10 protein-coding genes are annotated in these 12,152 nt (G+C 63.6%); 8 read left to right on the forward strand and 2 right to left on the reverse strand.

The window, feature by feature from the left end:
- Positions 1-803: putative bifunctional lysylphosphatidylglycerol flippase/synthetase (locus BGO22_RS11595; protein WP_286850952.1), on the forward strand; the 803-nt coding region annotated here is incomplete at its 5' end.
- 24 nt (positions 804-827) lie between these two features.
- Here BGO22_RS11595 and BGO22_RS11600 read toward each other — a convergent pair.
- Positions 828-1,970, reverse strand: coding sequence for a DJ-1/PfpI family protein (locus tag BGO22_RS11600; protein WP_070397607.1), 1,143 nt, complete (start codon positions 1,968-1,970; stop codon positions 828-830).
- A gap of 104 nt (positions 1,971-2,074) precedes the next feature.
- Here BGO22_RS11600 and BGO22_RS11605 point away from each other — a divergent pair, with 104 nt between their 5' ends.
- Positions 2,075-3,178, forward strand: a complete 1,104-nt coding sequence (locus BGO22_RS11605; RefSeq protein WP_083292844.1) for a GlxA family transcriptional regulator — start codon at positions 2,075-2,077, stop codon at positions 3,176-3,178.
- Positions 3,179-3,191: 13 nt separating this feature from the next.
- Here the strand turns inward: BGO22_RS11605 and BGO22_RS11610 are convergent, their stop codons facing one another.
- A complete protein-coding gene (locus BGO22_RS11610) occupies positions 3,192-3,944 on the reverse strand; it encodes a tyrosine-protein phosphatase (protein WP_286850955.1) in 753 nt (250 codons plus the stop codon).
- A 708-nt stretch (positions 3,945-4,652) separates the two neighbouring features.
- Between BGO22_RS11610 and BGO22_RS11615 the strand changes: the two genes are divergently transcribed.
- From BGO22_RS11615 to BGO22_RS11640, 6 genes are read left to right on the forward strand one after another with little or no spacing between them, the layout of a single operon-like run.
- On the forward strand, positions 4,653-5,216 hold the full coding sequence (locus tag BGO22_RS11615; RefSeq protein ID WP_275564512.1) for a GspH/FimT family pseudopilin: 564 nt from the start codon (positions 4,653-4,655) through the stop codon (positions 5,214-5,216).
- The gene (pilV, locus tag BGO22_RS11620) at positions 5,201-5,698 is read left to right on the forward strand and encodes a type IV pilus modification protein PilV (RefSeq protein WP_139146932.1); all 498 of its coding nucleotides are present in this window, start codon (positions 5,201-5,203) and stop codon (positions 5,696-5,698) included. Before BGO22_RS11615 ends, pilV begins: the two co-directional genes overlap by 16 nt.
- On the forward strand, positions 5,695-6,723 hold the full coding sequence (locus tag BGO22_RS11625; RefSeq protein ID WP_083292848.1) for a PilW family protein: 1,029 nt from the start codon (positions 5,695-5,697) through the stop codon (positions 6,721-6,723). Before pilV ends, BGO22_RS11625 begins: the two co-directional genes overlap by 4 nt.
- A complete protein-coding gene (locus tag BGO22_RS11630; RefSeq protein ID WP_070397610.1) occupies positions 6,720-7,274 on the forward strand; it encodes a pilus assembly PilX family protein in 555 nt (184 codons plus the stop codon). The genes BGO22_RS11625 and BGO22_RS11630 overlap by 4 nt, the downstream gene beginning before the upstream one ends.
- A gap of 22 nt (positions 7,275-7,296) precedes the next feature.
- Positions 7,297-11,640, forward strand: coding sequence for a pilus assembly protein (locus BGO22_RS11635; RefSeq protein WP_070397611.1), 4,344 nt, complete (start codon positions 7,297-7,299; stop codon positions 11,638-11,640).
- A 52-nt stretch (positions 11,641-11,692) separates the two neighbouring features.
- On the forward strand, positions 11,693-12,145 hold the full coding sequence (locus tag BGO22_RS11640; protein ID WP_070397775.1) for a type IV pilin protein: 453 nt from the start codon (positions 11,693-11,695) through the stop codon (positions 12,143-12,145).
- Positions 12,146-12,152: the final 7 nt, after the last annotated feature.

Here is a 12,152-nt window from a genome sequence, read left to right on the forward strand (position 1 = left end):
CGTTGGCCCTGTGCGCCCACACCCTGTTCTCCTGCTACGACCTGATCGGGCGCCGGCTGGCGCGCGCGCGCATCACCCGCGGGCGCACGCTCGCGGTGGCCGCCATCGCCTATGCCTTCAACCTCAACTTCGGCGCGCTGATCGGCGGCGTGGGCATGCGGCTGCGCCTGTACACGCGGGCCGGCCTGTCGGCGGGCACGGTGGGACAGATCGTCACGCACAGCTTCATCGCCAACTGGCTCGGCTGGTGCTGGGTGCTGGGCACGGTGCTGCTGGTCGCGCCGCCGCCGCTGCGCGCGCCCTGGGCACCGGACAGCGGCGTGCTGCGCGGGCTGGGCGCAGCGCTGCTGTTGGTGGCCGTGGGCTACCACGCGCTGTGCGCTTTCAGCGAGCGCAAGGCGCTGCGCTGGCGCGGCCACACGTTGCCGCTGGCGAGCGGTCGCGTGGCGCTGGTGCAAGCGGCGATGGGCGCCACGGTGTGGGCGCTGATGGCCCTGAGCCTGTGGAACCTGCTGCAGGGCCGCGTGCCTTACCCCACCGTGCTGGGCGCGCTGCTGCTGGCCGGCGTGGTGGGGGCGCTGACGCATGTGCCCTCGGGTCTGGGGGTGCTGGAATCGGTGGTGGCGGCGGCGTTGGCGGGCGTGGTGCCGCTGAACGAGGCGCTGGCGGCGGTGCTGGCCTACCGCGCGGCGCACTACCTGATGCCGCTGACGCTGGCCCTGCCGGCGTATGCGTGGAGCGAGTGGCGGCCGGCGGCCCGGTCCGGGGACGCGCCGCGGCCGCCGCTGGACGTTCCGCCCTGAGCCCCGACGGGTGGACCACCGTGCTCAGTGGGACGGCTGGAGCTCCAATTGCATCGCCACCACCTCGGCCGTCTTGGCGCCGTAGCGGCCCTCGATGCGCGCGAGGGCGTCGTTCAAGGCCTGCGCAGGGGGAGCGGCGGTGATGGCCGGCAGCAAGCGCTGCGCCGGCCAGTCCACGCTCACCCGATCGGGAACGAGGCGCAGGCCATGGCGGCCTTCGATCGGCCCCGGCGCTTGCGCGAACGCCACCGCCCGCGAGCGGTAGGTTCTCGACCAGGCGTCCGCCACCAAGGCCAGCGACACCTCGTCCATTCCGGGCACGAGCTCGATGCCCAGCGCTTCGCGGTTCCAGAAGGCGAGGGTGTTGCCCATGACCGTGAGCGCAAATGGTCGGGTGAAGCGGAACGCCGCGCTGCGGTGGCGCGCGTCCCAGTGCGCCAGGCCCAGGTCGCGCGCGGTGGCCTCGGCCTTTTCGCGGCCCGCGATGGCCTCGATCAGCGTCAGCGACATCGGCATGGAGGCCGAGATCCCCGTCGTGGTCGCCACGCCTTGGTCGGCCACGAAGCGCCGGTCCGCCACGTAGCGGATCGACGGCGTTCGTTCGCGCAACTGGTCCAGGTAGTACCAGTGCGTCGTCGCCCGCTTGCCGTCGAGCAGGCCGGCCGCGCCGACCACCTTGGCGCCCGCGCACACGCCGATGACGATCGCGCCCTTGGCCGCTTGGGTGCGAATCCAGGCGAGCACCCTCGGGTCGTCGTCCCGGCTCATCGCGGGCACGATGACGTAGTCGGCGCCATCGGTGTGCCGCGCATCGAACTGCGCGAGCGTCGCGTCCGCTTCCACCGTCAGCGCGGGGTAGAGCTTCACCGGACCGGCCTCGGTCGCGAGCGCCACCACATCGGCCACGCCGGATCGCCGAAGAATGCCGTAGGGCATGAGGTAGTCGGTCGTCTCGGTCGCGTCGTTGAGGCCGACGATGGCCACCAGGGGGCGCGGGCGCTTGGGTGGAGCCAGCGCCGCCAGCGTGGCCTGGGTCTGCGCCGATGGGACCGGCTGGGCGGCCGCCGGGGCGGGCGGGGCCGGCAAGGACGCGATCCAGCCCCCGAAGGCCACCAGGCCCAAGGCGGCGACAGCCAACGCGGCGCGCAGCGGTGTGCGGTGTTTCATGGCGCGCCGTCGCCGTTGCGGCGTGGGACCGGCGCGGCGGCGAACCCGCCGGCCGGCCTTGATAAGTAGAGTAGGGGTGTGAACATCTCGAGCTCCTGAGTGCCATGAGCCTACGAACCTCCCACGCGCCGGACAAGGACACAGAGGCCGCGATTCCTGCCAGACACCTGGTTCTCGTCGTGTTCGATGGCGTCGAGGCGATCGACGTCGCCGGGCCCTCCAGCGTGTTCAGCAAAGCCGAGGCGCTGCGCCCCGGCAGCTACCGGCTGCACATCGCGTCGCCTTCGGGCCACACGGTGGCGACCAACGCCGGCCTGCGCCTGGCCGACACCACGGGATTCGAGCGCTTGCCCACGCCGATCGACACGCTGATCGTCTGCGGCGGCGACGAGCCGGCGGTCCGGGCGGCCATTGCCGAACACCAGGTGGGCGCCTGGCTGGCGCGGCAGGCGCGGGGCGCGCGCCGCGTCGCCAGCGTCTGCAGCGGCGCGTTCGCGCTGGCCGCCGCCGGCCTGCTCGACGGCCGCGAGGCCACCACCCACTGGCGCGTCTGCGACCAACTGCAGGCGCTGCGTCCCCAGGCGCGCGTGCTGCGCGAACGCATCTACGTGCGCGATGGGCCGGTGTGGACCTCGGCCGGCGTCACCACGGGCCTTGAGCTGGCGCTGGCCTTGGTGGAGGACGACCTTGGCCACGCGGTGGCGATGGAGATCGCGCGCACGCTGGCGCTGCCCCTGCTGCGCGGCGCGCGCGAGCCACAGCTCAGCCCGGCCTTGAAGGCGCAGTCGGCGGCCAGCCGGCGCCTGCGCGAGGTGGTGGCATGGATCGGCACGCACCTGCAGGAGGACCTGTCGGTGGAGGCGCTAGCGGAACGCTCGGGCATGAGCGCCCGCCACTTCGCGCGGGCGTTCGCGGCGGAGGTGGGTTGCACGCCGGCCCGCTTCGTGGTTCGGGCCCGCGTGGCCGCGGCGGCGCAACTGTTGGTGCAGACGCAATGGACCCAGGAACGCATCGCGAGCCGCAGCGGATTCCGGTCGGTGGACGCGCTGCAGCGGGCATTCGCCCGCCAGCACGCCCTCACGCCGCAGGCCTATCGAGATGGCGCTTGTCGAGACGGCGCTTGTCGAGATGGCGCTTGTCGAGATGGCGCTTGTCGAGACGGCGCTTGGCGCGGCGCTCAGCCGGTCGCGGGCGAAGGGCGCGGCTGAGTCCGCAACCCGCTCAGGCCTCGGCCAGCAACCGCTCGCGCAGCCGCTCGCGCGCCGCCCCGTCCAGCCCCACCGGTCCGGCCAGGTAGGCGTCCAGGCCGCCGAACTCCTCGTCGATGCAGCGCCAGGCCGTGTGCAGGAACTCGGGCTGCACCTGCCACAGCACCTCCAGCACCTCGGGCGGCGCGGGCTCTTCCACGCGTGTGTCGCGCCGGTACAGGCGGTTGGTGAGCAGGTAGTCGGCCATCACCTCGTCGCGGTGCACGCCCAGCGCGCCCAGCAGCAGCGCGGCGGCCATGCCGGTGCGGTCCTTGCCGGCGGTGCAGTGGAACACCAGCGGTGCCTCGCGCCCCGCGATGCGCGCGAGCAATTGGCCGAAGACGGCGCCCCGCAGGCGCACGAAGTCCTGGTAGGTATCCTGCATCAGGGCCACCGCCTCGGCCCGGCCCAGCGGCTGCCCCTGCTTCTGGCGCTCGCGCACGCGGCGCAGCACCGTGGGGTCGATGCTCAGGTGCTCGACGGTGATGCCCGGCAGGCGGTTGGGCAGGGCCCGGCATTCGGCGGGGCCGCGCAGGTCCACACAGTGCGACACGCCCAGCGCGTTCAGGCGTTGCAGGTCCTCGTCGCTCAGGCGGCCCAAGTGGTCGGAGCGGTACACCAGCGCGCGCCGCACGCGCCGCCCGCCGTCGCCGGCCAGGCCGCCGAGGTCGCGGAAGTTGGAGGCGCCGTGCAGCGCGATGGCGGGGTCGGGGCGGTTGGGGGACATGGCAAGCTGGCGGTGTCGGGTGCGCTCACCATTATGCGACTCGCGGGACTCTTTATCTGCTTTCGATCGGATTCGAAGCGCTTTCCCCAACCAGAAGGGGCCCTCCCATGTCCGACCACGCCAGCGATTCCCGCGAACTCTCGCACCGCCAGGTGCTGCTCGGCGGCAGAGCCACCTTCGCCGCTACCTTCGGTGGTTCGCTCGCCGCGCGATGGCCGCCCCGTGAACCCCCATGCGGGCGGAGGGCGACAAGCGTGCCACCCGCGAGCGCAAGGCCCTGCGGCGGCCGACGCAACACAGCGGCCCGGACGGCCGTCGTGGAGCGACTCAGGGGGTGAAGGTGCGGGCCTTCGAGCTTGGCCCCTTGCCGGGGGCCATTCCGACCTGAGCCCCTGCGGCCACAGGCCAATGGGCACCGCGCGCAGCATCTGGCCCATGATCAAGTGGTCGTGCGGCCAAAACGGCCTTTCGTCAGTTTGAAAGAGGAGGGCAGTGCCGGCAGGGGCGAGGATACCGATACCCCCATTTTGCTGGCTGGTGAGCCGAATGGCCTCAGCCATCCTCTCGATGCGAAACGCATCCGTTTGTAACCACTCGTCGTTGCCTCGCAGACGCTTGTCTGTCGGAGCGTGCTGGCGAGCCGGGACGCGGAAACATGTCGGGATGCAAGCTCGGCTACTCCTTACCAGTAAAAAAAGGCGCTCGTTGGTGCTGAACGGCTTCACGCTGATCGAACTGATGGTCGCTGTAGCTATGCTCGCCATTCTGTTGGCGATCGCCGTACCCAGCTTTCGCAGCGCTCTGGCCGGCAATCGATTGACGGCATCCACAAATGACTTGATCAGTGCTATCGCTGCGGCACGCAGTGAGGCCATTCGGCGAGGCGGGCGCATCACCTTGTGCAAGAGCGCCGACGGCGTTTCTTGCACGGTCGCCGGAGGATGGGAGCAGGGCTGGATCAGCTTCACCGATGTTACCCGGGCGGCCGTCAACCCCAGCGTGGATGCCGGGGAAACTGTGCTACTCCATGGTCAGGCATTGGCACCGCCTCTGTTGGTCAGGGGTAACGCCGGCGCCGCGAATTTCCTGTCATTCGCCGCCGACGGCACCATGAGGACCATGGCTGGCGCATTGCAAGGTGGTCGAATCCGAGTCTGCTACCCCGAAGTGCTCTCGAACAGCAATCGAGCGCGCGACATCGAGGTGCTGGCGACAGGCCGCCTAACCTCTACCACTCCCGGAAATGTGGATGACTCATGCCCGACACCGTGAAAACCGCAGTGACGCACGCAACATCGAGACCGCTTCGGCGTTCCTTCTTCGCGCGAGAGCGTGGCGTTGGCTTGATTGAAGTTCTGGTTGCCGTGCTGGTGCTGTCTTTGGGCCTGCTGGGAATGGCTGGCCTGCAAGCCAATGCACTGAAAGCCAATCAGAGCAGTTACGGTCGCAGCCAAGCTGTGATGTTGAGCTATTACATGCTCGATGTTTTGCGTGCAGATCGTGTTGGAGCCATTGCGTTGAACTACAACATGCCCTCCACGTGCAGTCCCGATGCGGTCGCGACTGCAGACCTGTCGGGCAATAGCCGTAAGCACTGGCTGCAAAGTATGCGTAACACGCTCGGCGATACCGATGACACCTGCGGCGCTATCAGCTGCGATGCGGCTGGAGTTTGCACCGTTACGATCGTTTGGGATGACAGCCGAGCCGGCGGCCTGGGCAACCAGACCTTCACCACCAGTAGCCGGCTATGAGGAATGTGCGCTTGGTCTATCGAGTGAGCTGTCGCAGCTCACGCTCGCGTGTGCGAGGCTTCAGCCTAGTCGAGTTGATGGTGGCACTCGTTCTGGGGCTGATCATCGTTGGTGGCGTTATCAGCATTTTCCTGAGCAACCAACAGGCGGCCCGAGCGAACGAGGGGTTGGCTCGTCTCCAGGAGAACGCCCGTGTTGCTTTCGAATTGATGGCGCGAGACGTGCGGCAGGCGGGGGGTAACCTGTGCGGAGCCACCGTTACGGCGAATGTGCTGAACAATGCCGCGGCGACGTGGTGGGCCGATTGGGACGGCGGTGTCATTCGTGGTTACGACGAGACTCAGGACACGGTAGGCATCGTGCCATTCGGATTGGGCGTGGGGCAGCGGGTGGCTGGAACGCATGCGGTTGCGGTGCTCAGTGGCGGCATGTTTAACGGCTTTGTCGTGACAGGTCACAACCCCACGACCCATGTCTTTTCGTTGAATACACCCAATCACGATCTTGCAGCAGGTGACGTTGTGATGGTCTGCGATGGCGCGAGTGCGGCCATTGCTCAGCTGTCGGCCGTCTCTGGCGCCCCAATCGGAAGCTTGACGCACGCTCAGGCCGGTACCCTCAATACCACCACCGATCTCGGCTTTCCCCTCGGGTCACCCAAGACCTTTCAGCCGGGCGGCATGGTGTCGCGGTACACCGCCAACTTCTGGTACGTCGGCCACAACCCTCGAGGAGGGACGTCGCTGTACAGGATGAACCGCACAGGGGTGCCGGAAGAAGTGGCTGAAAGCGTGACAGGCATGCAGGCGCAATTCTTGTTGCGCAACCAGACGAGTGGAAATCTCGGCAATGACTGGGTGACGGCGAGTGCGGTGGCCGCCTGGGACAACGCGGCCGCGGACTTGGTGGTGGCCGTGCGACTGACCTTGGACTTGGAGACCACCAATCGAGTGGGAACAGATCAGCAGCCGCTGCGGCGACAGCTGTTTCACGTCGTCAACCTTCGCAACCGTCCTGCGCCATGAAGCCGAGCCATGTGTCCTTGACCCATCGACGTCTTCGGATCGGTCGGCAGCGCGGGGTTGCCCTGGTCGTCGCGCTCATCCTGCTGGTGCTGATGACCTTGGTAGGCCTCGCTGCGATGCGCGGGGTTGCGCTGGAAGAGCGCATGAGCGCGAATACGTACGATCGCGGTTTGTCGTTTCAAGCGGCCGAGGCCGCCTTGAAAGAGGCCGAGTCGATCGTGGAAACAGCCCGTCCTACTCCGGCCGCTTTAGCCGCCTGTGTCAACGGCATTTGCGGCGCACCCAATCCCGCCAACACCGAGCGCTGGCTAGACCCCTTGTTGGCCGTGCCGCCCAATCCAGGCGGTTGGCATTCGGCCACGGTAGTTGTCAATGGAGGAATCTCCATCACTCCTCAGTACATTGTTGAGTACCTGGGCGACACCTTTCCTTGTCAGCCAGGCAACCCGGCTTCCACAAACGACTGCAAGCGCTACCGGATCACCGCCCGGAGTGCACCTGGCGCCGATCGTGCAGTGGTGATGTTGCAGTCCATCTACGCCACCGATTGAGCCAGACCGAACGGAGATTCAGATGCACCATACCCCACTTCGTCGTGCTGGGCTGACTGCGGCGCTTGCCCTCGGGCTGGGCCTGCTTTACACGCCAAGCCAAGCGCTTGAGTGGCCGGCGCAGCCGCTCACCGCGATGGTCAGCGCCAAGCCGATGACCATGCTGATCGCCGGGCGTGATCACAAGTTCTTTTACGAGGCCTACAACGACGCCAGTGATCTCGACGGTGATGGTCAGCTGGACCTCTACTTCAAACCCGGCATCACCTACTACGGCTTGTTCGACTCGGGCTTGTGCTACTCATATAACAGCGCCGCGTCGATGTTCCAGCCAGCTTCTCAGGCTGACAGTCTGGGGCGTTGCACGGTGGGGGGCAGTTCGGGCGAGTGGTCGGGCAATTGGCTTAACTACGTTAGCACCAGCCGCATTGACGCCTTGCGCAAAGTGCTCTACGGCGGGTATCGGGACGTGGACACCAATTCGCAGACCGTGTTGCGCCGCGCCTATATTCCCCAAGATGCGCACAGTTGGGGCAAGGAGTTTCACAGCAGTCACAACTATAGAATCAGTGACTACACCGATCTGGATGAGCCCCCCAACGCCAGTACACGTCACTTCTTTGGCAGTCTGACAGCCAACCGCAGTCAGAGCTGCGCGACGTTGGACAATTGCAGCAATCTGCAGCCGTTATTGCGTATACGTTCCAATGTGGGCAACAACAAGCGCATCTGGGAGTGGGCGTCAAAAGAGCGGCCGGTGCTGCAAAACGATCTCTCGTCAGGGGCGTTCCCGAGCGGCACAGGAAATCAGCGGGATCTTGTCATCCGAGTCGAGGTCTGCACCGCTGCCTTTCACAATGAATGTCGCTTGTATCCGAATAATCAGTACAAACCAATCGGAATTTTGCATGAATATGGCGAAAACGGTGCAATGCTGTTTGGCCTTATCACGGGCAGCTACGATCAGCACTTTTCGGGCGGCCGCTTGCGAAAAGTGGTGTCGTCCTTCTCCGATGAAGTGAATGCCACGACCGGGCAGTTCGCGAGTACAGCTTCGATCGTAAATACCTTTAATAACTTAAGAATTCGAGGTTTTAACCAGAGCAGCAGTTCGTCCGAATACTGGAAAAGCGGTCCATATATCGACTCTTCTAAGGACCCAACAGAAGGTCAATTGGTTGATTGGGGAAATCCCATCGCCGAAATGATGTATGAAGCGGTTCGCTATTTTTCCGGCAAAAAGGCGCCAACCACGGCCTTCAATACGGGCACCACGATGGACACCGCCGTGGGTCTGAGCCGGGTGACCTGGGACGACCCCTACGATAGGACGAATAGCAAAGCCAAGGCGCCGTTCTGCGCGCGTCCCAATTTGCTGACGATTTCTGATATCAGCCCCTCATACGATTCCGATCAATTGCCCGGTAGTAGTTTTCCGTTGCGCGGAACAACAAACAGCTACTTTTCGGGGGACATCACAGGTCTAAACGTAACCGCCCTCGGCGGCACAATCACGGCGATCGAGTCCAATATCACGGGGCGCCAGTTCTTCATCGCTCAGTCGGGCTCCATCGATGACCGTTCCCCCACGCCCAAGGAAGTCAGCTCACTGGGCAATATTCGTGGCCTGTCTCCCGAAGAGCCGACCAAGGATGGCTCTTTTTATGCTGCATCAATTGCGTATTACGCCAAAACCCGAAACCTGCGGCCGGAATTCGGTGCCGGTCGCGAGGTGTATGCCGACACCTATGCTGTGGCCCTGAGCTCACCACTGCCGCGAATCGTTGCGAAATTGCCCAATGGTAAGGAAATCAGCCTGGTGCCATTTGCCAAGACGGTCGGAGGCAATGGCGTATCCAATGCAAAGGGCGCCTATCAGCCGACCAACCAGATCGTTGATTTCTATGTCGAGTCCATCGTCAACTCGAGTGCCAATGATTTTGATGCGACGGTGAATGGCGGCCGGTATTCAGCACGATTTCAGATCAACTTCGAAGACGTGGAGCAGGGGGGCGATCACGACATGGATGCGATTGCGGAGTACCGGGTCGAGGCCAATGCCAATAACACGCTCTCAGTGACCGTGACGCCGCGTTATCAAGCGGGCAGCGCGCAGCAGGTGATGGGTTATGTGATCTCTGGTACGGATCGTGATGGCCCCTATCTTGTGGCGCAGGACGAAAGCTCCTCTCGGTACTACTTCCTGAATGCGCCGGACCCCAGCAAAAAGTCTGGCATGTGTGATGTCGCGTCCAATCGGCCTGCCAACTGCGATCGTTTGCCGCAAATTGGCGAGACGCCCAATACTTTTGTGTTTAATCCCGGAACAACGGGGGGCGCTGCGTTCTTGAACAATCCGCTTTGGTATGCGGCGAAGTACGGCGGTTTCGTCGATCGCGACAAGAGTAAAACGCCCAATCTGTCGGTGGAGTGGGACGCGGACAACGACGGTGTTCCCGATACCTACTTTTTGGTCCAAAACCCTCTGACGTTGAAGGATACGTTGAGAAAGACCTTCAATAGCATTATTGACAAAAGCGGTTCCGCTGGAAATATTAGCTCCAACTCGACCGACTTGCGCGAGGACACCCGTGCATTCCAGGCCAAGTTCAATGCTCAAAATTGGGCGGGGGAATTGGAGGCGAAAGGCATCACCTCCAAGGGTGTGAACGAAACGGCAAGCTGGCGTGCTTCAGATCACTTGTTGAACGACGTTGGGCGGCGCATTTTCTACACCTCACCCAATGCTCTTGTGGGCAGTGCGGAGTTCACCGGCGACATTCTGACGGCCAATGGTGATCTGGCGCTCTTCAAAAATGATGCGAATTTGGTCAATTATCTTCGGGGTAATCGATCGCGTGAACTGCAGAACGGCGGTAGCCTTCGAGACCGCGGAGCGACCGTGCTTGGCGATATCGCGCATTCGTCCCCGGTGTATGCAAAAGACACCGATACCCTGTATGTAGGGGCAAACGATGGGATGCTGCACGCTTTCAACGCACAGAACGGCCAAGAAGTCTTTGCGTATATTCCCAGCAGCGTGATGCCAAAGCCGGCCTCATGCTCAGGTTCGGCATGTGCGGGAATTCGGGCGTTGTCGGAGCTTGGGTACAACGAGAGTCATCGCTACTTTGTTGACGGCGAAATCGCGGTCACCTCGAGAAGTCAAACCACAGGGCGCAACCTTCTCGTCGCCGCTCTTGGGCGCGGCGGGCGCGGCTTGTTTGCATTGAATGTCACCAACCCAAACACCTTCGATGGCTCGAACGTTCTGTGGGAGACCTCGCTGAGCGATCCGGAAATGGACGACATGGGACATGTTCTTGGCCGTCCGGTGGTGGCGCGCATGAAGGTGGATGGCTCGGACGTCTGGGTGGTTATCGTCGGGAACGGATACAACAGCGCGAACGCGCGAGCCGCTCTTTACATCATTAATCTCGAGACTGGCGCACTCATCCGCAGAATTGCTACCAGTGCGGGTGGTGACAACGGACTGGCTGCGCCCGGTGTGTTTGACTCTGATAACGACGGCTATATCGATCACGTGTACGCCGGTGACATGATGGGCAACGTTTGGAAGTTCGATCTCAGCAGTTCGAGCCCCAGCCTCTGGGGCGTGGCTTATGCAGGTCAGCCCTTGTATGTTGCGAAAGATGCCGCGGGCAACGCACAGCCCATCACAGCCCAACTTCGCCTCGTGCGCAACTTCGTCAATGCAGATGCCAACTTCGGTAAGTTGTTTGTGCATTTCGGAACCGGCAGCTATTTTCGAACAGGCGACAATGTCACGCCGCCCGCAGGCGCAGCTTCGCAATCATGGTACGGCTTGATCGACGATGGCGCGCCCATCACCACGGGTCGCAACGAGCTTGTGCCGCGCACCATGAGTTTGTCAGTGACTTTTGCTGGGCGAAATGTCCGCACGTTTTCGTCTGCATCGGCAAACGACATGGTTGGCAAGCGGGGCTTCTATATTGATCTGCCGCAACCGGAGCGCATCATCACCGCTTCCAATACCCTTCGGGCGGTCGAGCCGGCGTTGGTGGCCAGCATCATTCGTCCGCAGTTCGACGAGTGCGTGCCTGGCGGTACGGGTGTTGTCGCCGCGATCAATCCATTCACTGGGGCGGCCTTAACCCGGCCATTTTTCGATGTAAATGACAATGGCAGTTTCTTGGACGACACGGTGAATGGCGCATACATTGGCGCAGTCGATCTGGGCATTGGAATGCCGGGGGAGGCAATTTTGGTGGGTAATCAACTCGTCGTGGGCGGTTCAACTGGCACCATGGGGTCGATTAGGGTCAACCTTGGCTTGACGCCGGTGCGTGGCCGCCTGACATGGCGCGAAGTCGTTCGCGATTGATGGTTTTCGAAAAGCAAGTGATGAGGTGACTCTTCGCTTTAAGGTGTTGATGATGCAGAACCCAGATCCGATTCAACGCGCACGCTCGAGGGGTTTCACTCTGATCGAACTCATGATCACAGTAGCCATAGTGGCCATCCTCGCGGCTGTGGCGTACCCCAGTTACACCAGCCACGTGCAGAAGACGCGCCGTGCCGCCGCCGGCGCCTGTCTGACCGAACTGTCGCAATGGATGGAGCGCAACTACACCACCTGCTTGCGCTACAACGCGACCGGTGCGGGGTGCGGCACCGCCGTGACCAACGCGCAACTCCCTGCGCTGACCTGCCGCAACGATTTGGCAGGGGCCTATGTCTTTTCGTTCACGGCCAACCCCACCGCCTCGGCCTATGCACTGCAGGCCGTACCTCAGGGGCCCCAGGCGAGCGACACGCGTTGCGGGACCCTTACCCTCAACCAGACCGGCGCGAAGGGTGCCGCCGCAGCTACCCGCTGCTGGAACTAGCGTCCCT

Source organism: Hydrogenophaga sp. 70-12 (assembly GCF_001897365.1).
Classification (GTDB): Bacteria; Pseudomonadota; Gammaproteobacteria; order Burkholderiales; family Burkholderiaceae_C; genus Hydrogenophaga; species Hydrogenophaga borbori.

Coding starts and splice junctions, on each gene's coding strand:
- BGO22_RS11600 (WP_070397607.1), bottom strand. CDS start 1,970: ATGAAACACCGCACACCGCTGCGCGCCGCGTTGGCTGTCGCCGCCTTG.
- BGO22_RS11605 (WP_083292844.1), top strand. CDS start 2,075: ATGAGCCTACGAACCTCCCACGCGCCGGACAAGGACACAGAGGCCGCG.
- BGO22_RS11610 (WP_286850955.1), bottom strand. CDS start 3,944: ATGTCCCCCAACCGCCCCGACCCCGCCATCGCGCTGCACGGCGCCTCC.
- pilV (WP_139146932.1), top strand. CDS start 5,201: ATGCCCGACACCGTGAAAACCGCAGTGACGCACGCAACATCGAGACCG.
- BGO22_RS11625 (WP_083292848.1), top strand. CDS start 5,695: ATGAGGAATGTGCGCTTGGTCTATCGAGTGAGCTGTCGCAGCTCACGC.
- BGO22_RS11630 (WP_070397610.1), top strand. CDS start 6,720: ATGAAGCCGAGCCATGTGTCCTTGACCCATCGACGTCTTCGGATCGGT.
- BGO22_RS11635 (WP_070397611.1), top strand. CDS start 7,297: ATGCACCATACCCCACTTCGTCGTGCTGGGCTGACTGCGGCGCTTGCC.
- BGO22_RS11640 (WP_070397775.1), top strand. CDS start 11,693: ATGCAGAACCCAGATCCGATTCAACGCGCACGCTCGAGGGGTTTCACT.